The sequence below is a fragment of the Ruminococcus sp. genome, assembly GCF_024691275.1.
Lineage (GTDB): Bacteria > Bacillota > Clostridia > Oscillospirales > Ruminococcaceae > Ruminococcus.
Genome location: NZ_JAILNU010000087.1, coordinates 23590 through 44576 on the forward strand (window position 1 = coordinate 23590; position 20987 = coordinate 44576).

The following is a 20987-nucleotide window of genomic DNA, read 5'->3' on the forward strand; positions in this document are numbered from 1 at the left end:
CATGAAAAAATTCACTTACACCATAAAAGATGCATCAGGCATTCACGCAAGACCCGCGGGACAGCTGGTAAAGCTCGCAAAAGGTTTTGAAAGCACGGTTACCATTACAAAGGGCGATAAGTCCGTAAATGCCTGCCAGCTTATGAAGCTAATGAGCATGGGCATAAAATGCGGAGATACTATAAATTTCTCCGTTGAGGGCAGCGACGAAGAAGCTGCCGCAATAGTAGTGGAAGAATTCATGACTGCCAATTTGTAATCACCTTCCTCTTAGAATAATATGTTAAGCCTGATAAAAGCCGTCTTTAAAAGACGGCTTTTATCATTTATATAGCATATGCAACAAAAATATATCGTCATTTTTAACAATAAATATACATAAATATTGTGAGACATAACAAAAAATGACTTGAAATGCTATATATTAGCATAAAAACCTTGTTTGACCACCAAGCCTGTGATATAATAATTTTATATACCTGCCTTATGGTCATAAGAACCCTAACGGCAGAGATCGCACGAATTATACTTGAAACACCATGGGGGAATAATGTGAGTATGAATACTATTGGCGACCTTGATCTTAATGAAGTTTTGGGATATGTTACAGAAAATGTCGATGCAGTATTAGTAGTTGACGGTATTGCCGATACTTACAAATGTGTCATAAGACGCGGAGTTTTTACTGAGTATCTACAGGAAAGCGGACGCTATCACGATCTTATAAAAAAGCTCTGGTTTCACTTCAACAACAGCTCCGACTCGGTTATTGATGATTACCTTGTATTTGTCCCGAATTCAGGAAAATTTATAGGCAAATACGGAAAAAGAATGAATATAATTTGCAACGATATCACTCATGTCATTCAGCTGACGATCTATCCTGTTAAGGACAGCGTGGATCAGTACATATTTATCATGGACGAGCTCGACAAGAGCCAGTACCTCGACGAAACATTCACAAATAATAAAGTCGATACCATACAGAATACTTACCTGTTCTCTATGTATGTTGATCTTATGAAGGACACGACCTACAGCATAAGCGTCACCGAAATGTCCGATGACGTTATGAATCAGCAGATAAAGTATTCCGAATGGCGCGAAACGATCGTAAATATGATCTCCACAGAAGATCAGGCTATTTTCAACGAGCGCACCGATCCTGAGTATCTGAAGAAAAATCTTGCTCCGGGACATTCATCGTCTTTCGACTGCCTTATGAAGAATCTGGAAGGAAAATACATATGGGTAAAGCTCATATTCTGCCGCGCCGAAACACAGAACGACGAGGATTTCAGGTTTGTTTTCATGGTGCAGGATATCCACGAGAACTATGTTGAGCTGATGTCAACTCTGAAAAAGTACGAGGAACTCGCTTCCATGGATCCACTTACTTCAATATTCAACCACGGCAGGATCGAAACAGAGATCAACAACGCTATTGAGATGAAGAAGAAAAAAGGCACTGAGATATCCCTTATGATGCTCGATATCGACTTCTTCAAGCGCGTAAACGACAAATACGGACACTCCGTGGGAGATAATACCCTTATCCATTTCGTCGAAGTCATATCCGATTTCATAAGTGATTACAACGCTGTCATGGGACGCTGGGGCGGCGAAGAATTTGTCGTTATCTTCTATGATACGGATATTTCAAAGATAAACGACATCGCAGAACAGATACGCGATAAAGTTGCTGCCGAACTTTTCAACAGAGTCGGCAATATCACTTGCAGCATCGGCGTTACGACTATAGAGTATACCGATGACCTGTTCACAGCCTTTGACCGCATTGACAAAGCTGTCTACGGAGCAAAGTCGGCAGGCAGGAACTGCGTAAAGACCGTATAAAAAACAGTCGGAAATATAAGTTTTCAGCTTATACTTCCGACTTTTTATTTTATAACTCTCATAAAAAAGTTTCATGCAATAAATCATATCTTTGATTTTAATGATCCCCACCATTTTTCAGAATATTGATTTTGCTCTTTTGTATCCGGAAAACAGTTTATATCACAGTAATCCCAGATATTCACAATGTCTTTTAACAGCGCTTGTTTTCCAATTTGCACAAGATATATTTTTGGCGTATATGACATCATTGCAGATTGAATTGCGTTTATAAGCGAACCATTACATTTTAATCCAAAACCATTTTTGAGCAGTTCGTCTCTGATTATTTGATAAGCTGATAAATAACCATTTGATTTTGCTGTTATAACAATACTCTCAACTTCTGTTTTCAGGATAATGTCGTCAGATGATTCGCCTTCATCGGCAAAAACTACTCCTTCAATTTCGGAGTTACGTTTCATGTCATACAACTTAATATCATATTTTTCCATAAATCCACCTTTAAATCCCGATTTATACTTGAAACGTTTTTATACTCGTGGGCAGCGTCACGCTGCCCATGCAATGAGCTGACAGCTCAGATCAAAGCTTTCCGAGTGCGTGTTTAGCGGCGATCATGCCGAAAGTATAGCACCTTCCGAGAGAAAGTCCCGTCTGATGGAACGGATAATCAGCTCCGCCGTAGAACGGTCCGCCGAGATTTCCTGCGCAGTAAAGTCCCTGTATAGGCTCGCCGCTGCCGTCAAGAGCCTGTGCGTTCTCATTGGTGATAACACTCCCGATACCTCAGCAGACACGCGAATATGCTTTCTTGCTCCCCAGAACGGAGCTTTTTCTATTTTATGCATATACTTAGCAGGCTTTCCGAAATCCGTATCACAGCCCTTATCGCAAAGCTCGTTATAGCGGTCAACAGAAGCCTTCATCTTGTCATATGGTATACCCAGCTCACCTGCAAGCTCCTCAAGGGTATCACACCTGTGGAGGTCAATGAGATTCTTGAAAACTCCCTGCGGATTCTCAACAGCTCCCGGTATGAACTTCTCCATAACAAACGGCGGAACACAGCCGTCAACAAACTCATCTTTCCCCCAGTTCACATAGTCACTGTCATATATAGTGCAGTACCAGCCCTTTGAACCGTCCTTGTGGTCGGCATCGAGCATACTTCCCTTGAATGAAGGCTGATATTTCAGCAGATTTCCCATGTAAACGAAGCCTGTGTACTCATTTGTGAAGCGTTCACCATTCATATTCAGATACAGGAAGGGCTCCTCAAACATCAGTGCCGAATCGAAGTCATGCATCATCTTGGTGTGACCGAGATTTTCCATTTTCGCACCTGCACTTATCGCAAGAACATGACCGTCGCCTGTCTTGCCGAACTGCTTCTTGTCAAATTCCGCAATATCAGGACACCAGCGCTTGACCATAGCGGAGTTGTTTGTATAATCGCCGGTCGCAAGGATAACAGCCTTTGATGCATTGAACTGTATGTACTTTCCGTCCTTGTCCTTTGCAATAACGCCCGAAACTCTCTTTCCGTCCATAAGAAGCTTTACAGCGGGAGTCGAGAAATAAGCTTGTAAGTTATTATGCTCTGCAATAATATTATTGAGAGCGTTATGGAGTGCATTGCCGACGTTAAGCGGCTTCGGGCCTATCCACGGTGCCCAGAAATAGCAGTGATCGTCGCCGTAATCGTAGCTGTTCATGCGTTCTTTCCACACGCCTGTGAAGTCTCCGCTGGTGCTTCTGAAAGCACAGAGCTTGTCCCCGTCATTGAGGAGCTTAGCACTGTCTGTGTTGCTGTCCACCTTGCTTCCGTCGCCGTATTCAGTCTCTTTTGTAAGTCCCGCACGGTTGAGGAACCACATCATAGCTTCCTCGGAATGCTCGGCGTAAGCGCGGAGCTGCTTCGTATCTGCTCTCCAGTCGCACAGACTGTTGGTGTGGTGTATCCATTTAGCTATACCTGCCTCTGTGGAGCGTGACTTTATTATAGCAGAGCCGCAGTTTCCCTGTGATATGACAGTTGCCTCTTTTTGCAGGAGTGCCGTCCTTGCACCGAGCTCAGCCGCCCAGCCTGCGGCAGGAACTCCCGACGCACCTGCTCCGACTACAACGATATCATAATCGAGCATCTTATCAGGAACTATCTCTCCCAGTTCACAGCAAGAATCTTCGATCTCGGGAGCTGTAAGTCCCTCGGGCAGCTGATCTGCGGCATATTTTTTGTTGTCCATATCTCATACGTCCTTTCAGTAAAATAATAACACAGTCTATCAAAAAACTCAGTCCCTTTGGGATACCGTTATTAATTAAAACCGACTTTTTCAACAAGCTGAATAACAGCAACCTTAATAATTAACATATAATGTATATAAATATTATATCACTTAACTGATAAAAAGTCCATACCGATAAAAATATCTCCGCAAGAAACTCGCGGAGATATCATAATGTTATTTAGTTGCCTTAAATATATATCTGAGGAAATTGTACATATGAGGTCTTACGGAAGTTTCACCGTGACCGCCGTCAGGTATCTCATGCCAGATATGCTCAACGCCCTTGCTTTCCAATGACTTGTGGTAGCTCTCAGGGTGCTGACCCACAGTGCCGTCGTACTTTGCAGCCGATATCAATATAACATACGGAGGATTTGATTTCGCCTTCATACCGAACTCGCTCTCGGTGATGCTTCCCTCATGAGTCATATTGCCGTCAACTGTTGCAAATATACCGGGAGCAGCACAGGCGCTTCCCACATATCCGTATATCTCAGGTCTTGTAAGTCCCACATAGAGTGCCTCTCGTCCGCCCATTGAGAAGCCTGTTACAGCTGTATTCTCTCTGCCTGTCTTAACGGAATAGTTCTCCTTCATGAAAGGCATTATGCTGTTTTCAAGATCTTCACGGATAGCGTCGTAAGCTCTTGAAGATTCATTTGTGAATCCCGGGAAAAGGCTGTTGTTATTAGTGGTGAACATCTGCGGGAAGACAACTATCATTTTTTCAGCTTCTCCCTTTGCAATGAGGTTTCCGAGCATAGTCTGTATCTTCATGTTCTCATCTATCATGGAATCCTCTGAGCCGAAAATACCGTGGAAAACATAAAGCACAGGGTAGGACTGCGACGGATCATATCCAGGAGGCAGGAGAATATTCAGGTTCTTTTGCTTCGCTGCGTCCTTGGAGTAGTAGGACTTCTTCTCTATTTTTCCGTAATCCACACCGTTATTGCGGACTGTTGCGGCAGAATCCTCATGCACCTTGATATCCTTAGCCATTTTCTGCATATAGCTCTCACCGTTCGTATAAGTAGTAGTGGTAGTAGTCTGCTGAGAAGTAGTTGTCGTCACAGTAGTAGTTGCAGTTGTAGTGGTATTCGTTTCTTTCGGAAGCTCTTTTGTCTTTCCCAGAACGTACTTTGTAATGAGCACAAGATCGTTTATTTCAACAGAACCGTTTCCGTCAATATCCGTAGCGAGATCAACTTTTCCGCCCGCAAACGAATTGAGAATAGCTTTTCTGCAATTGACAACATCGAAGCTGTCGATACGTCCGTCGTCATTTGTATCACCTCTGTAAGCTGCCGCAGCCGGGAACAGAGTTCCGCAGGCACATATTGCAGCTGCCGAAAAAACCGCAGCTATTCTTCTGAAATATGTCATAACTTATTCCTACTGAAATGTCAAATTTATCATATTGCCATTTTAATACATTTTTCTGTCTAAATCAAGCTATTTTGACTAAATCAACTATATGAAATATTTATAGCATAAAATGATATGTCAAATAATATTTTGCTGTTTTCAGCGTGAGAGCGGTATAAACAGCGTAACTGTAAGTCCCTTGTCCCTGCACGAGCAAACGAGCTCGCCGTTCATTTTCGCCATAAGCTCGCTGGCTATATACAGCCCGAGACCGCTGCCGTCCTTGCCTGACGACTTTCCCACGCTTCCCCTGTAAAACTTATTGGTGATGAGATTTATCTCGTCCTCGGACACGCCCTCGCCGTGATCGCGTATGGACATTTCAAGGTAGCTTTCATTCGTCCTGTAGGTGATATCAATGGGAGTATCGGCGTATTTGTAGGAATTGCCTATTATATTGCCTATTATCTGCAAAAGACGGCTCCTGTCCACATTTATCATGCACTGGGGCAGAGATTCCTCCTTTACAAGGGAACGTGTATCCAGCTCCTTGACAATGTCATGAAGCAGCTCCGAAGATTCGTCCTGACAATTTACGTTCATTTCCCCGAGATCATCAAGAGCTGCTGCCATAAGGTCGCTGACCATAACGTTTATATGCTCTGCTTTTCTGCGGATATTGCCGATCTTTTCCAGAACATACTCATCTTTCACCTTGACTTCAAGAAGCTCGCACAAAAGTTTTATGCCCGTTATAGGGGTCTTCAGGTCGTGGCTCAGAGAAGCCACCATTTCCTTTTCCCTCATCTTTATTGCATTTTCGCGGCGCTGCGCCTCTTTCAGCTCCTCACGCATGATGTCAAAGCTCTCTGTAAAAGCACCGAAGAGATTGTTCCTGTCAAGTATCAGCGGCTCGTCGAGCCTTCCTGCTGCCACATGAAGCGCAAACTCCTCCATTTTGCGGAACGGCTTGACGATAGTCCTGTGAACGTAGACACCGTAAAGTATTATTGTTATTAGCATGGTGAGCAGCATCACGCAGCCCGCCGCGAACAGTCTCCACCTTATCAGATCATATTCCGCCTTATCGGGATCCGGTATGACGACCGTTCCGAATAGTCTGCTGCCATCAGCGATAGTCATACATATACAGCCCTTATGAACAGCCTCTTCAACCGACTTTACTCCCGACAGTTTATCATTTGCTGATGAATAAATAATAAAATCATTGCTGTTGAATACAAGCAATTCCGTATTCAGATCAGCCTTTTCCAGAGCGTCGATATCATTCCAGTTCTCCTTTATGGTCTGAACGATATCATTCAGGAGCAGCGTGTCTGTATCATGGCTCCTGTACGAACTTGATATCCCTAAACAGGCAGCTATGCCTGCTGCCATTATAACAGCGACCAGAATGAATATCCTGCAGTAATTCTTCATATTGCTGTATTATTCCCCCTGATCCTCGATGATATAGCCTACTCCCCACACTGTTTTTATGATATCGGGATCATTAGGGTCTTTTTCGATCTTTTCACGCAGATGACGGATATGAACGGCAAGAGTTCCCTCTCCTATGAATTCGTCCTCCCATACACACCTGAGAAATTCGTCCTTTGTGACAACTCTGCCGCGATTCTTGAGAAGGTACAGCAGCATTTTGTACTCCATAGCCTTCAGGGAGATGATATCGCCGTTTTTTCTCAGCTTATGCGTACCCGTATCAAGGAACGTACCCTCGGATATCGCCATTTCACGACTGACATCATTCCTGCTGTCAGAAACAGCTTTAGCGGAGACAGCAATTGCTGCCTCCGCTGCTTTTTCGTATCTGCTGAGTATCGCCTTGACCTTTGCCAGCAGTATATTCAAGGTATACGGCTTCTTTATGTAGTCATCTCCGCCTATATTCAGAGCCGTCAGAACATCATCATCGCTGGTCCTTGCACTTATGAAAAGTATGGGCATATCATAATCAGCCCTCACCTGCTTGCAGAGCTCGAACCCCGATCTGCTGCCGAGATTGATGTCCAGAAGCAGAAGTGATACCTGATTCTCATTAAGGAACGCTTCTGCTTCCTCATAGCTGAGAACATACGCTGTCCTGATATCGAAGATATTGAAATATTCTGCTGTTGTTTCAGCTATCGTTGCATCGTCATCTATAACAAGGCACTGATACTTCATATTAATAATTCTCCTTTTACTGTGAGATACTTACTTTGCCGCCGTCTTCTCCGAGGAAAACGATCTTGCCGTCCTGCGGAAGAGGAACATTGCTGCCGTATTCTGTCATATAGCTCGAATAAGTCATATTATCGTACTTATCGTAAACATATACAGCCGCGTTTTCAGGAATATCAAGATTTATCGACATATTTGCCGCACTTCCTATACTGAACCATGAAGCCTTCTTCGTACTGAGCTTAACCTCACTGATATCATTTTTGAGTTCAGGGATAGCGTCCTCTGATATGAATTCCATGGCACAGTTTGTGACCTTCATGTATTCCGCACCGTTTTCCGTGCTGAACTCGATATCACGGAGATCACGTCCTCCGGGCATAACTATGGCTGATTCCGCACGTTTTTCGTCGATGATCCTATTGGTTGAAAAATAACCGCCAAGTTCCGAGAAGGTCTTCATTTTTATGCTCGGCATCTCATTAAACATTACATTTGAGTATTTTCCGTTATAGAAATAGTACTTCTTGCCGCTGCGCTTATCCCATGCGCTCTGAACACTGCTGCTGACGTTGTTCGGTTCAAGTCTTTGCAGCATATAGCTCGATGCAGCATATCTTTGTTCGCCGCCGATGCTTTGATTGATGTCCTGACAGATATAGTCCCTTCCGTCCCTCTGACAGAAACTGAGCAACGTCTGCTGCGTATCCTGCACAGCCTTTCCTGCCACAATATTGCCGCTCATGAGTACGAATTTATCATCTGTGGTGTACTTGTAATTCGTCACACGTACCTTATCGCCGCTGATATCCTTTATTTCCATATACTTTCCATCAGGGAACGAAACTATGCATACACTCTCGCTCGAACCGTAAATTCTCGCATACGACAGATATTTCTCAGGCACTTCTTCGAGAGTCTCCATATTTTTCGGCTTTGAATGTTCTATCTTTATGCCCTTTTCTTCGAGAGCTATATCCATAAGCACCTGTGAGAGCGCTATATTCCCCATACTGCCGCCGCCTGAGCTAAGCACCGACACGCTTATCTCTTCGTCGGGAGCTACAAGAAGCTCCGCAAACTGGTGTATGACTGCTCCGCCCTTGCTGATGACCTTTACTCCCGAAGACTTGTAATCATCGTAATCCACCTGATCCCAGCCAAGTCCGAAACCGTCCTCGTATTTGTCCGTTACCTTTGTTTCCGACATTTCCTTCTTTGACTTTTCCGAGAGCAGCCTGTTGTCCCCTTTGAAAAAGGCAGTTCCGAAAGTGCAGATCTCGGGAGCAGTCGAAAGTATACCGCCCGAGCCGATATCCATGCAGTAATCGGGTACGAGCCTTACATTCCCGTCTTTGAAAACTTCAACGTGCTCGGGAGTACGAAAAGCGTTCCACGGCGTTCCCGTCTGCGACATACCAAGCGGTTTGCAGATATGTTCTTCCACATAATCCGTAAAGCTCTTACCGCTCACCTGCTCCACGATAAGTTCGAGCAGCTCGAAGCCGTCATTGCAGTAAGCTCCGAAATCACCTGGATCAGCCTTCAGTCGCTGTACGCGCATCTCATTCAGGAAGTTATCGTGAGGAAGCGCGTCCCTGTCGTTGTATAACATGAAATCCCCTTCGGTAGTGCCCATTATCCCCGATGTATGATTCATGAGCATACGCACCGTTATATCCCTGTATCTTTCGTCAGCCATGCGGAAATCAGGCAGATACTCCGTTACGGGAGCATCTATATCCACCCTTCCCTGCTCTGCAAGCTGCATTACAGCAGTCGTCACGAACATTTTGCTTACAGAGCCTACACATGAAAGTGTATCATGGCTCTCATATTTTTTATTTACCCCAACATTGTCAGCCTTTATAGGAGCTGCCGCTATTACAGCAGGAACAGTCAGAAATGCTGTGATAATCGCAGAAGCTTTAACAATTTTATTCATCACGTCTGACCTCCTTACTCAGTCATAAGCTCGTATACTGATATCTTCTTGATCTTTCTTGCGCCTAAATATGCACAGCCGAAGCAGAATGCAAGCAGGCAGATATCAAGTACTATCAGCGACGGTATATTCACTTCTACTTTTCCGATAAAGCTTGTAAGCGAATTTGTGGAGAGTACGCTCACAACTGTTCCGGATATGACCGAGAACAGTGCAGCAGGCATTATCCTTGCTGCCAACTGGAACATAAGCTCCTTTGAAGTATATCCCATCCCCTTCATTATGCCGAATTCCTTGCGCTGTTTTCTGACACTTGACTCCATAAGTATAAAGAGTATGACCATTACAACAAGCGCAGATATGAACATGAATATCTTCGTTATGATCGAAACTGCCGAACACAAGCCCGAAAGCTGCGTTCTCATGATATCACCGATATTCTGTACCGATCTGATACGGAAACCGCTGCTGTTGCCTGTTATCATCTTGTCTCCCGACTGTATAGCGTACTCAACATGATCTACTCCGTATACTGACATGAGCTCTGCTATCTTCTTTTCAGCTGCTGCTTTTATCCTTTCTTCATACGGAGCGCTGCTGTCAGCGTCCTGTTTTACATCAGCAACACTTCTGCCATACTTCTGAGTGAGCATATTCTTGAAGTCTGTCGCGTCTGTGCCATCTTTCAGGTATATCTCCATAGTGTTATGGTGGTATGTCGGAACAAGACGTTTATATCCCGCATCGGTGATATACAGGTTCATACCGCCATTGGTCAGGCAAGTCACGATACCGGAGATTATGTACTTTCTCTGCACTTTGTTGTATTCTATCGTTACAGTATCACCGACTTTGAGCTTATACTCCGAAGCCCACATACTTGTGAACATTACCTCGTTGTCATGCTCGGGGAAACGTCCCTCAAACGGAAATATATTCTCTGTTTCACTGAAATCATCAAAGGCAACAGGCAGCATTATCTGATTATGGTCTGCATAGGTCACAAAATTTTCCGCGTCGGAAGTCATAAGCACCTTGCGTACCTCTGGCATTTCCGTGATCTCATCATAAAGGTCTTTTGTGTCAGCCGAATTCATGAAAGTTACTCGCAGATCACTCATCTCTATACCGGAATTTGCTGCGATAACGTTCATATCCTTACCCATAAAGCTGTAAAGGATAAAGCTGAGAACGATAGCTATTGAGGACAGCGTGATACACAGAGTAAGTCCTATGCTCTGCTTGAAGTTCTGCGCAAATCCCTTCATTGCAAGGCGGATATGCACGTTCTTTTTTGTTTTTCTGAGCGGTAAATGATCCTTTCGGAAATGATTCGTACCTATGCCCTTTCTGAAAGCCTGTACGGGAGGATACTTTTTCACCATAGATGCTCTTATGTAAGCAATAAGTGCAATAAGTGCCAGCAATCCCACTGCCGAAAGCAGTATAGGTGCAATGAATATCCTGTCTCTGCCCTGATATCCGGACATCATCTCGCCCAGACTGAACAGCGCCGGTGACAGTACGAAACAGCCTGCAACACCTATCGTCACACCTGCCACAGCTATCATAAGGTATTCTATAACATACGAAAGAGTTATCTCCCTCGACTTGTAACCCAGCGCTTCAAGAACACCTATGGAAACTATCTGCTCCTTTATGTCGCCTGCTATCCTGAATCTTATCATAACAGCGACCGAGATTATTATGACAACAGCCATAACTATCAGCAGTCCGAGGAGGATCTTTGTAGTAGCAGTTGTATTTTCCCTGAATCCCTCATAGGTCATGCCCATAAGACCGCTCATCAGATCACGCTGCGAATATTCCTCACATCTCTTGATACAGCTGTCAAATATATCGGCATTATCGCTTCCCTTTACGGAATTGAATGCGATGAGCTCATATTTATTGAGTATGCTTTCAAGTACTACATAATCGCTGTCTGTGACCACGAACTTCATGCCCATACTTGAATTTGAAAGAAACAGCGTATTATAAAAGCCTGCAACTTCAAAATCAAATTTTCTCGTACCGTACACCATACTGAATGTGTCGCCCTCTTTGACAGAAAGCTCGTTTTCTGCAATGAACGGCATATATATCGGATGTCTGAGAGAAGCTATCTTTTCCTCGCTGAGCGATGATCTGTATCTGAAGCGCTCCAGCTTTTCTTCATTGTCTTTCGTGATAAAGCCCATATAAAGAGCTTTCTCATCGCCGTTACTGTCAAGATACTTCGTGCTCATATCATAAAGGAAGTTCGAATGCTCGCTGCCTGTAATGCGCTCATCTTCGTTGATGATATCCATAAAGTCATTATCGAAATTTTTCTCATATATCATAAGATAGTTTTCATAGCTTTCTGTCTTTTTCATAACATATGGGAAAATTGTCTTTATGCTCTTTCCGCTTGAAAGTGCCGAACCTATCAGCGTCATACAGAACATTATGAGTATTGTCAGCGAAAACGCTTCCAGCTTGTGCTTTTTTATATTGAATACAGAGAGTCTGACAATCTTGTTCATTTCCGTCACCAGCCCATTCTGTCAAGGAAATCCTGAAGACCGTCCCTGCGCTTTCTGATATCATCAGTACCGTAAGGCAGCATCTCGTACTCGCCTGCCACAGAACCGTCGCTGATAAATATAACGCGGTTTCCGCGAAGAGCCGTTTTCAGGTCGTGAGTAACAAGGACTATGCTCTGTCCCTTTTTGTGCAGATCGGTGAATATATCCAGCACATCGCAGCTCGATGCGGAATTGAGGCTTCCTGTAGGCTCGTCCGCAAAGAGTATCTTCGGATCGTTTATGACTGCACGGACTATGCCTACTCTCTGGGATTCACCGCCCGAGAGCTGATTGGGATACTTTTTCCATATCTCCTCGTTTATGCCAACCTTTTTGAGGAGCTCCTCTGCTTTTTTGACAAGCTCCGCAGAATTCTTCTGAACAACCAGTGCTCCTGTCATAACATTGTCAAAAACGGTCATATTCTCCAGAAGGTAGATGCTCTGGAAGACGAATCCGCAGTTTTTGCGCCTGAACACAGCAAGCTCGTCATTGGAATACTGTGAGATATCCTCATTTCCGAAGAATACCTTTCCGAGAGTCGGCTTATCCATGCCCGAAAGAGCATATAAAAGCGTTGATTTTCCCGATCCCGACGAACCCATGATAACTGTGAATTCCTTCTCCCTTATGTCGATGTCAAGATTTTTTATAACGTGCTGCTGAACTCCGCCATTTGAAAATGTCTTGCATAGTTTTTCAGTATGAAGGATAGAAGAACTCATAAAATACACTCCTTTTCGGCTGATATCATTTACCCTATGCATATCGCCTTTTTTCGTTCAGTCCTTTCCGACTGCAAGTACATTATACACTATCCGCGCCGAAAGTTCTTTATCATACTAATATTATATTCTTATCAATTTCTTAACTGTTTCTTACAACGAATATAAAAATTATATCACATAGTCGGAAATAAAGCAATATTTCTGTCCGGACAAGCCTGTTTTTTCAATATATGTTTGACAAAGCTATATATATATTGTATAATGTAATAAAAAGACTGATGATCTTTAATTAATTCAGATCATATGAACGTAAGATCATAGGAAAGGGTCCATATTAATGGAAAAGCTGATAAAAAAGTTTCTGCCGCTTATAAAATATGTATGTTTTTCGGGCATGACAGCTGTCATAGAGAGCGTGATCTCTCTCCTGCTGATAAACTTTTACGGTCTGTCAGAAGTCCCTGCAAATACGGTGGGAATCATAATAGGTTCTATCGTTCATTATTTATGTGTTACTCGCGGAGTATTCCACGGAAAAGTCAACTGGAAGACGATCGCTGTCTATGCATCGACTTTTCTCCTCGGAATGCTGCTGCAAAATTTCGTAGTATGGGGCATAGTTAAGCTAATAGGTGATGCACTCAATGAAAACATTCGTTATCTTGCTGCCAAAGCCTGCTCTCTCGTTGTCTCATTCTTCTTTATGTATTTTATCCGCAAGCTTGGTTACCGCATGGTATCCGAATCGGGGAATAAGGAGGCGTGATGCATATGCATCAGATTTTTGTATTTCTGCCTTGCTATAATGAATCAGGCAATATAGGCACTCTCATTGAGGAATGGCTGGCACTTGACGACAAACTCAAGGAAGCAGGCTTCATACTGAATGTCTGCGGCATCGACGACAAGAGCACAGATGATACCAAAGCGATAATAGCTTCTTACGCAGCTAAAGACAAGCGCGTCAGACTGATTGCTCATAAAAAGAATATGAACCTCGGCGGCGGTCTGAGAACTGCTTTCTGCTGGTTCGACATGAAGGGTACCGAGGGCGACCTCTGCGTCGTAATGGACGGCGATAATACTCAGGATCCTGTATATATCACAAGTATGCTCGAAAAGATAGCTCAGGAAGCTGACTGCGTGATCGCTTCAAGATACCAGAAGGGCGCGGAAGTCCACGGAGTTCCCGCACACAGACTCTTCCTCAGCGACGGCGCAAGAGCCTTCTATACGCTCCTGCTCCATGTTCCGAAAGTGCGTGATTATACCTGCGGATACAGAGTATACCGCTATGAGATCATACATAAGGCAAGAGCTCATTACGGCAGGCGTTTTGTCGAGATGAAGACATTCTCATGTATGCTCGAAGTGCTCTATAAGCTCCATCTCATCGGTGCAAAATTCGATGAAGTACCGTTCTCGCTGCGCTATGACAATAAACAGGGCGCAAGCAAAATGCGTATATTAAAAACTGTTTATGACAGCTTCAAAACAGCTTTTCGCCTGAGGTGCTGTAAATGAGTAAGACCTCCTCAAAAATAAAAAAAGAGCACATTGCTCTTGCGATCATTATAGTATTACAGGTACTTACCGTATTCTTCGTTTTCAAAACTCAGAAAAAGTCTTACGATACCGACGAGTTTTACTCATACGGCCTTGCAAACAGCTACAAAAAACCTTTTCTGTATCTTACCGAAGAAGAAACAAATGCTTTTGCCAATGCAACAAGTCATGTCCCTACGCGATGGTTTACAGGCGATGATTTCAAGTATTATTTACGCACAAATGATGAAACCGCATTCTGTTATGATTCAGTCTATTATAATCAGGTGCATGATACCATACCTCCACTGTATTACTCTGTTCTCCATACGATATGCTCTGTAAGATCAGGGCATTTCTCATGGTATTACGCTCTGTGGATAAATCTGTTCTGTCTTGTGATAACCCAAATATTCACGTATCTCCTTGCAGCACGGCTGACAAGAAGCAAGCTTGCAGCACTTCTCGTTGTTGCTTTCTGGGGATTCACATTAGGCGGCATCAGCTGTTTCATATTCCTGAGAATGTACGCAATGCTCACCATGTTCGGTGTGATCTATTCATATCTGACTGTAAAGCTGCATACCACAGAAAAGCCTGTTTTCAAAGGCTATGCAATGATAGCGCTCACCGCTTTTCTCGGTGCGCTCGTACATCACAACTTCCTTATCTTTGCATTTTTCTGCACGGCTTTCTCATGTATTTTCCTGCTTATGCAGAAGTCGATAAAGAAGTTCTTCAGCTACGGTTTTTCCGCACTGGCAGGCATCGCACTTTCTGTCGCAGTATTCCCTGCAACTATAAAGCATCTAACCCTTGATATCCCGTGGTCGGATTCACTTCCATTCTGGACTTCGCTGAGATACTTCACGATCACTCTGAAGAATTCGTTCACAGGCTCACTGGCACTCCACACTGAATGGACGCTTTACGTAAGGGTGGCAATAATACCGCTCATTCTATTTTCATTACCGATATTATTCCTTTTCAGAGACAAGCCATTTGTCAAGAATCTGCCTAAAAATGCAAAAAAATTAGCAAAAGCAATCTGGAGCAGACTTTCTGACCCCGATAAGATGAATCCGGGTTATCTGATAATTCTCCTTACAGTCATATCATATCTTTCCGTTATTGCATCAAAAACATTCTTCATGGATCTGTGGGAAAATTCTATCAGATACCTCTACATTCTTATCCCCGGCACGATAATCGTACTGTTCGGAATAGTTTTATGGATAATAAGAAAGTTCAAAAAAGAGCTCGTCAAAAAAATCTGTTCTGTGATATGCTCAGTCGGACTTGTCGGCTTACTGGTATATCAGCACAACGCTTCAGAAATCGTGTATCTTTATAAAGACAGTTATGATGTTGCTCCTGTTTCAGACTTTACAAAGGAGCGCGACTGTATCCTCCTGGTTGGTAAATCAGTCAATCTTCAGTGCTGCTCATTGATGCTCGAAGATGCCAAAAATGTTTTGTGTTCTGATGCAAATCCGAACTCAATAAGATATTACGAGTTCCTTGCCGAATACAACAAGATAATAGATAAGCATGAGCCTTTTATGCTCCTTCTTGATGTAAGCGATTACCTTTCAAGTGAAGAAATGGACGCTTATAAAGAAGCGCAGAAAGAAAAAAAGAAAAAAGAAACGAATGGTGAAGATACCAAAGTATCACTTTTTACCGATTCCGATTATTCCAATATTCTCCACCAGGTAGATATAGATGATCGCCTTACCGAAGATTCAACAATTAAATTTCTCGAAAAACACTCAGGATACAAGGCTTCTAAATGCTGTTCAGAGCAATCCTGCGGTGTAAGCATCGCAGCTTATTTATTCGAGCCTCAAAAATAATCAATAGCGCATACAAAAAAAACACCTCCTATGGCAATGAACCATAGGAGGTCTTTCTTATTTCAGAAACCAAATCAAAAATATAAGGATATATTAATGAAACACTTGGAGGGAGAACGCAGCAGCTTACTCCATATTGATAAATTCATCATCTGTCATTACAGTAAACAAAGAATATGCACCTTCATCAAGTTTAAGGATATTATTTTTCGTATCTATAATGAAATTCAATGTTCCGTTTTTGGTATTGATATCAAATTTTGTGAGCTCTGAGTAATTAACACTCATTTCTTCCATTAATGACATTTCTTCATCGCTTCTCGGATATGTCAGCGCCAAAAGATAATTATAAAGCTTTTCCTTCTGACCTTCATCCAACTCGCGTACTTCGCCGTTTATCGCAGCATTCTTTATATCGTCCTTAGAACCAATCGAAAATACATTTTCTATGATCCAGCTAATATCACTTGGTTCTGTTTCGTCAAACGAATAACTTACAAATTTCCATTCGGTAATATCATTACCGTCATCACATATTATAGTTTTTATGTTGTCAGAATCTTTCAGCTTATACCATGAAACCTCATCATTGCTGAACTCCTCGATCTTTTCGCCCTTTTCATTATTTAACATGAAATCCTTGATTCTTATAAGCTCCTCCTGCTCATAATACATATTGACACCGTTGTGCGAGAGGCTTACACCATACTGATTCAAAGTTCTGTTAGGCTTACCTGTAAGATAAACAGTTCCAGCAATAAGACATAAGCAAGCTGCAAGGGATCCGATCATGCCGATCTTTCTGCCTCTTCCGACACTTTTTGCCACAGTCCCCTCCTGTGCAGCTTCGTTTATGAATTTATCATCTATGCCATTGAGCATAAGATTTACCTCGTTTCGTTTCATAAAGATCACTATTCCTTTCTAAAAATTTATAAATCATTTTTTCACTTATCATCAAAGGCTCGATATCTTTCCTTTGCTCTATATGTACGAAACTGAATGATAATATTTCTCCTCGTGTTTAAAATTCACAAAAAATTCATATTTAGAAAAGTACTTGACTAATTATTCTAACCATGCTATAATACTTATGTTATACGCGCGAATAACATATTTACCAAAATCACACTATTGTGTTTCAACACATACCAAGGAGAAATTAAATGAAAAAATCAATTACTACTATCGCATCAATGATCTATGCGTTAACACTTGTTGCTCCAATGGCAGCATCAGCTGAAAATACTGAGTCAGGCGGCGACCTCCTCAAGGCAGCTTACACAGCAAGTGCTCCTGAATTCGATGCTGAAGAAATGGAACAGCAGCTCGAAAGCAATTCTGTTTACACAGAACTCACAGAAGCTTATGCAGATGATGAAGATTCTCTTTCTTTTGAGTATGCAGGCGGCTATATCAACGAAGATAACAATCTCGTTGTTTGCGCTGCTGATGCAGAAAGCTCAGTAGAAGAGATCGTAAATGAGATCGACAGCATCTGCTCAACAGATATTACAAATGTAGTTGTAGAAAAGGTAAAGTACTCATATGAGGAGCTTGAGCAGGCAAGAGAAGAATTTGACGCTGCACTTGCAGAGCAGATCGCTCAGGCTGAGGCAAACGGCGACACTGATCTTTATGATTTCCTTTCAACTATAACATCAAACTCAATTGATGAAGAATTAAATAAGCTTATCGTTTATGTTCCGGATCTTGACGATGATAAGCTCGCAATTCTCGACGAGCTCTTCGACTGCGATGATATCGTTTCATTTGAAAATGACGAGGATCCTGACGCTGAGATCGAAGCAACTGTTCGTCCCGGCAGAGCTATATATGGTATCAAGTCAAGAAGCGGCGGAAAGATCACTTACAGCCGTTTCAGCATTGGTTACAGAGCTCGTTATAAGAAGAACGGTACTATGTATTACGGTTTCTGTACAGCAGGACACGGCACTCAGGGCTTAGAGTCAGGCAAGTACATCTATTCCGAAACTACATTCAAGAATTCTGACCGTATCGGTGAGTGCATGAAGGATATGCGCTCAGGTAATGTTGACGCTGCATTCGTAAAGCTTTACAGCGGCAATACATTCTCTAACAGCTATGGCAGCTACTCATTTGTCGGATATAAGTATATGACAAATGTTGCAAAGAACTCAACTATCTATAAGGTTGGTTCTACTACAGGCTTCTCACAGGGTACAGTTGAGTCATCTGACTGCTCTGTTACAGTAAGCGGCGTAAAGCATACTCATCAGGTTAAGTGCAAGATCAAGGCTGCAGCAGGAGACAGCGGCGGACTCTTCTTTGCATACTACAATCCTGACGGAAAAGGCGGCTATCTTGCTGCAGGCGTTCTCGTTGGCGGCGGCAAGACCTATCATTACTACACAAAGTGCCCTTATGTCCTCAGCGATATGGGCGTAGAGCCATATTAATCGTATGGTCAAAAAAAGACGTACTTTATTAGCGTCAGTCCTAATAAGTATTTTTTTGATATTTATAGCGGTCATTATCTGGCGCTATTCTGTCAAAAGTCCGGATGAAGTCAAACTTCATCCGGAAATTTGCAGAATGATGGGATACCTTAATATTGATAAGTGCAGGATCACCGAGCTTAGTGAGCCTGATAAAATAAAGAAAATAAACATTTCTTCCGAAACACTAAGTCAGGAAGAAATAGATAAATATGTCTCGGATCAGCTTGACCTTGACCAATCATTCAAAGCCGATCCTTCAATCAAACAGGTCAAGGTAAACGATTGCGTTAATTTTTCAATCCAAAAATACGAGGGCGATAAGAAAATATTCTCAAGTGACGACGAATATTTGTGCATCGACGAAAAAGATGAATCCGTAGTTGCAAAGTCTCTGATAGGAAGTATGAAAGGCGATACGATAGAAGCTTCCGAAAATTTCGAGGGCTGTGACTACCGCTACGTTATGACCGTAAAAAATATCGGCAAAATGGTAACCCCCGAATTGAGCGACGATTATGTAAAACAGAATCTCAATGCGGATTCAGTTTCTGATTACCTAAAAAATCTCGAAAAATCGCTTAATAATGATAATGAAAGCGCTTCCATTCTGAGAGCACAGAACGATATCCTGGAGGATTACATCGGCAAGTGTAAATTTGATCTGGACAAAGAACAGGTCACCGAATATTCTAAGTCGATCGTTAACAGCTACGTTAACGAGGCTTACCTATACAATAAAGACCTTAAAACATATTATACCGAAGATCTCCATATGTCAGAGAAGCAGTTCTTTGATAACTGTTATAAACAGGGAGAAGACTATATCAAGAAAATACTGGTCGTTGGCGCTGTTGCGGAAAAGGAAAAATATTCAGTAGATGAAGAAGAATTGCTGAAAGCATTTGAACTTGAAAAGCACCCCAGCGATGAAGCTTACACCTATATGGAATATCAGTTCCTTACAAGTGATGTAACTGCTCCGTACATAATTAAACAATGATAAATAATATTGATGAAATAAGCGATGACCTGATAATCAATCTCTACAATAATGATCCTGAAAAAGCTATAAAGTATACGGAAAACAAATACGGCAGGCTATGTCGCAAACTTATTTCAAACTTTCTGCGTGTTCCCGAAGATGCTGAGGAATGTTACAATGATTTTCTGCTGAATATGTGGAAATCAGTTCCTCTGAAACAGCCCGACAACCTTAAAGCGTTCAGCTGCAAGGTCGCTCGCAACCACGCAATGAAAAAGCTGGAGTACGACCATTCACACAAGAGAAATTATCCAAAAACTTCTTTTGACGAACTCAGCGAATACATTTCTGATGTTGGAAATGCCGAAGAAGAATACGACGGCAATTACCTCAAAGAGCAGATCAACGCCTTTTTATCAGGATTGCCCGAGCTTGAAAGACGTGTCTTTGTAAAGCGCTTTTTCTTTGGCGAGTCAGTAAAAGAAATGAGTAAAAATCTCGGTATCGCTTCTTTCAGAATATCAAATATGATCTTCAAAACCAAGAAACAGCTTCATGCTTTTCTTGAAAAAAATAACTGTATCTGAAATAGATCAATAACCATAACAGCTTCGCATAAGCTCGGTGCTTATACAGAATTTTTACGTGAGATATTGAGGAAAACCCTTTTGAAAAAGGGTTTTCCTCAAACTTCTTTCCTAACACTCCCAGCTTGAATTTTTCTCTGATAGGGCGCTCCCTGCATTACTTGCAGGGCTTTTTTATTATCATGAGCGCCCCATCTGCGAAAAAATCGTGTTAAAAGTCTTTGGAAGGGGGTGCGGGGAGATGTCACGCAGTGACAGAGGGGAACGTCTCGGTCAGAGGAACCTTTTCTCAGAAAAGTTTCCCCAGATAATTTCGCGTAAAGTTTCTGTACGTGTACTCCGCTTAACCGAAGCCGATTTTATTTTTATAAGATATACTTCAAATATTTTCTTTCCCTGTCATGATCTTTGGCATTTTTCGCAATAAATCTCTTGAAACAGTTCATAAATATGTATGCTAAAATAAAACTGAGCCAGTTAGCCTCAAAATGATAATAAAAAAATGAGCCACTAAAATAAAAATCCTGTATAATAAGAGAAAGAGCTTGTGTACAGGAGGAACAAGGAGCGGCAATAGCAATGGAGATC

Annotated in this window: 18 protein-coding genes and 1 pseudogene; 8 read left to right on the forward strand and 11 right to left on the reverse strand. The window is 42.4% G+C overall.

Annotated features, from left to right (window positions below; genetic code table 11):
- Position 1 precedes the first annotated feature (1 nt).
- Both K6G33_RS10615 and K6G33_RS10620 read left to right on the forward strand, forming a co-directional pair.
- Positions 2-259 carry an HPr family phosphocarrier protein gene (locus K6G33_RS10615; RefSeq protein ID WP_296779236.1) on the forward strand — a complete coding sequence of 86 codons (258 nt, stop codon included), beginning with the start codon at positions 2-4 and terminating at the stop codon, positions 257-259.
- A gap of 299 nt (positions 260-558) precedes the next feature.
- On the forward strand, positions 559-1857 hold the full coding sequence (locus K6G33_RS10620) for a GGDEF domain-containing protein (RefSeq protein ID WP_296779261.1): 1299 nt from the start codon (positions 559-561) through the stop codon (positions 1855-1857).
- A gap of 83 nt (positions 1858-1940) precedes the next feature.
- Here the strand turns inward: K6G33_RS10620 and K6G33_RS10625 are convergent, their stop codons facing one another.
- From K6G33_RS10625 to K6G33_RS10660, 9 genes and pseudogenes are all read right to left on the reverse strand, one after another.
- Positions 1941-2351: a hypothetical protein gene (locus tag K6G33_RS10625; RefSeq protein ID WP_296779238.1), complete on the reverse strand. Its 411-nt coding sequence runs from the start codon at positions 2349-2351 to the stop codon at positions 1941-1943.
- Positions 2352-2442: 91 nt separating this feature from the next.
- Positions 2443-2643, reverse strand: coding sequence for an FAD-binding protein (locus tag K6G33_RS15285; protein WP_367270501.1), 201 nt, complete (start codon positions 2641-2643; stop codon positions 2443-2445).
- Between the two features lie 95 nt (positions 2644-2738).
- Positions 2739-4106, reverse strand: a pseudogene (locus K6G33_RS10630) (FAD-binding protein); the annotation flags it as partial.
- Between the two features lie 219 nt (positions 4107-4325).
- On the reverse strand, positions 4326-5537 hold the full coding sequence (locus K6G33_RS10635) for an alpha/beta hydrolase-fold protein (protein ID WP_296779241.1): 1212 nt from the start codon (positions 5535-5537) through the stop codon (positions 4326-4328).
- 141 nt (positions 5538-5678) lie between these two features.
- Positions 5679-6959 carry a HAMP domain-containing sensor histidine kinase gene (locus tag K6G33_RS10640; protein ID WP_296779242.1) on the reverse strand — a complete coding sequence of 427 codons (1281 nt, stop codon included), beginning with the start codon at positions 6957-6959 and terminating at the stop codon, positions 5679-5681.
- A gap of 9 nt (positions 6960-6968) precedes the next feature.
- Positions 6969-7706 carry a response regulator transcription factor gene (locus tag K6G33_RS10645; protein WP_296779244.1) on the reverse strand — a complete coding sequence of 246 codons (738 nt, stop codon included), beginning with the start codon at positions 7704-7706 and terminating at the stop codon, positions 6969-6971.
- Between the two features lie 16 nt (positions 7707-7722).
- A complete protein-coding gene (locus tag K6G33_RS10650) occupies positions 7723-9648 on the reverse strand; it encodes a serine hydrolase (RefSeq protein ID WP_296779245.1) in 1926 nt (641 codons plus the stop codon).
- Positions 9649-9662: 14 nt separating this feature from the next.
- Positions 9663-12176: an ABC transporter permease gene (locus K6G33_RS10655; protein WP_296779246.1), complete on the reverse strand. Its 2514-nt coding sequence runs from the start codon at positions 12174-12176 to the stop codon at positions 9663-9665.
- 5 nt (positions 12177-12181) lie between these two features.
- Positions 12182-12943, reverse strand: a complete 762-nt coding sequence (locus tag K6G33_RS10660) for an ABC transporter ATP-binding protein (protein WP_296779247.1) — start codon at positions 12941-12943, stop codon at positions 12182-12184.
- A gap of 340 nt (positions 12944-13283) precedes the next feature.
- Here K6G33_RS10660 and K6G33_RS10665 point away from each other — a divergent pair, with 340 nt between their 5' ends.
- From K6G33_RS10665 to K6G33_RS10675, 3 genes are read left to right on the forward strand one after another with little or no spacing between them, the layout of a single operon-like run.
- The gene (locus K6G33_RS10665; protein WP_296779249.1) at positions 13284-13712 is read left to right on the forward strand and encodes a GtrA family protein; all 429 of its coding nucleotides are present in this window, start codon (positions 13284-13286) and stop codon (positions 13710-13712) included.
- 5 nt (positions 13713-13717) lie between these two features.
- Positions 13718-14470, forward strand: a complete 753-nt coding sequence (locus K6G33_RS10670; protein WP_296779250.1) for a glycosyltransferase family 2 protein — start codon at positions 13718-13720, stop codon at positions 14468-14470.
- Positions 14467-16347: a hypothetical protein gene (locus K6G33_RS10675; RefSeq protein ID WP_296779252.1), complete on the forward strand. Its 1881-nt coding sequence runs from the start codon at positions 14467-14469 to the stop codon at positions 16345-16347. Before K6G33_RS10670 ends, K6G33_RS10675 begins: the two co-directional genes overlap by 4 nt.
- 126 nt (positions 16348-16473) lie before the next feature.
- On the opposite strand, the gene K6G33_RS10680 is transcribed toward K6G33_RS10675, so the two are convergent.
- Positions 16474-17253, reverse strand: coding sequence for a hypothetical protein (locus K6G33_RS10680; protein ID WP_296779254.1), 780 nt, complete (start codon positions 17251-17253; stop codon positions 16474-16476).
- A 260-nt stretch (positions 17254-17513) separates the two neighbouring features.
- Here K6G33_RS10680 and K6G33_RS10685 point away from each other — a divergent pair, with 260 nt between their 5' ends.
- The 3 genes from K6G33_RS10685 to K6G33_RS10695 all read left to right on the forward strand — a co-directional run bounded on the left by K6G33_RS10685 (position 17514) and on the right by K6G33_RS10695 (position 20399).
- The gene (locus tag K6G33_RS10685; protein WP_296779256.1) at positions 17514-18788 is read left to right on the forward strand and encodes a hypothetical protein; all 1275 of its coding nucleotides are present in this window, start codon (positions 17514-17516) and stop codon (positions 18786-18788) included.
- Between the two features lie 136 nt (positions 18789-18924).
- Positions 18925-19830, forward strand: coding sequence for a hypothetical protein (locus K6G33_RS10690; protein WP_296779257.1), 906 nt, complete (start codon positions 18925-18927; stop codon positions 19828-19830).
- A complete protein-coding gene (locus K6G33_RS10695) occupies positions 19827-20399 on the forward strand; it encodes a sigma-70 family RNA polymerase sigma factor (RefSeq protein ID WP_296779258.1) in 573 nt (190 codons plus the stop codon). The genes K6G33_RS10690 and K6G33_RS10695 overlap by 4 nt, the downstream gene beginning before the upstream one ends.
- 365 nt (positions 20400-20764) lie before the next feature.
- Here K6G33_RS10695 and K6G33_RS10700 read toward each other — a convergent pair.
- Positions 20765-20987 (reverse strand): hypothetical protein (locus K6G33_RS10700; RefSeq protein ID WP_296779259.1); only part of this gene is annotated, 223 nt, incomplete at its 5' end.

What these genes read in the sequence shown, in the direction of transcription:
- K6G33_RS10645 (WP_296779244.1), bottom strand. Translation starts at nt 7,706, where the DNA reads ATGAAGTATCAGTGCCTTGTTATAGATGACGATGCAACGATAGCTGAA.
- K6G33_RS10680 (WP_296779254.1), bottom strand. Translation starts at nt 17,253, where the DNA reads ATGAAACGAAACGAGGTAAATCTTATGCTCAATGGCATAGATGATAAA.
- K6G33_RS10615 (WP_296779236.1), top strand. Translation starts at nt 2, where the DNA reads ATGAAAAAATTCACTTACACCATAAAAGATGCATCAGGCATTCACGCA.
- K6G33_RS10620 (WP_296779261.1), top strand. Translation starts at nt 559, where the DNA reads ATGAATACTATTGGCGACCTTGATCTTAATGAAGTTTTGGGATATGTT.
- K6G33_RS10660 (WP_296779247.1), bottom strand. Translation starts at nt 12,943, where the DNA reads ATGAGTTCTTCTATCCTTCATACTGAAAAACTATGCAAGACATTTTCA.
- K6G33_RS10625 (WP_296779238.1), bottom strand. Translation starts at nt 2,351, where the DNA reads ATGGAAAAATATGATATTAAGTTGTATGACATGAAACGTAACTCCGAA.
- K6G33_RS10635 (WP_296779241.1), bottom strand. Translation starts at nt 5,537, where the DNA reads ATGACATATTTCAGAAGAATAGCTGCGGTTTTTTCGGCAGCTGCAATA.
- K6G33_RS10640 (WP_296779242.1), bottom strand. Translation starts at nt 6,959, where the DNA reads ATGAAGAATTACTGCAGGATATTCATTCTGGTCGCTGTTATAATGGCA.
- K6G33_RS10650 (WP_296779245.1), bottom strand. Translation starts at nt 9,648, where the DNA reads ATGAATAAAATTGTTAAAGCTTCTGCGATTATCACAGCATTTCTGACT.
- K6G33_RS10695 (WP_296779258.1), top strand. Translation starts at nt 19,827, where the DNA reads ATGATAAATAATATTGATGAAATAAGCGATGACCTGATAATCAATCTC.
- K6G33_RS10655 (WP_296779246.1), bottom strand. Translation starts at nt 12,176, where the DNA reads ATGAACAAGATTGTCAGACTCTCTGTATTCAATATAAAAAAGCACAAG.
- K6G33_RS10670 (WP_296779250.1), top strand. Translation starts at nt 13,718, where the DNA reads ATGCATCAGATTTTTGTATTTCTGCCTTGCTATAATGAATCAGGCAAT.
- K6G33_RS10675 (WP_296779252.1), top strand. Translation starts at nt 14,467, where the DNA reads ATGAGTAAGACCTCCTCAAAAATAAAAAAAGAGCACATTGCTCTTGCG.
- K6G33_RS10685 (WP_296779256.1), top strand. Translation starts at nt 17,514, where the DNA reads ATGAAAAAATCAATTACTACTATCGCATCAATGATCTATGCGTTAACA.
- K6G33_RS10690 (WP_296779257.1), top strand. Translation starts at nt 18,925, where the DNA reads ATGATGGGATACCTTAATATTGATAAGTGCAGGATCACCGAGCTTAGT.
- K6G33_RS10665 (WP_296779249.1), top strand. Translation starts at nt 13,284, where the DNA reads ATGGAAAAGCTGATAAAAAAGTTTCTGCCGCTTATAAAATATGTATGT.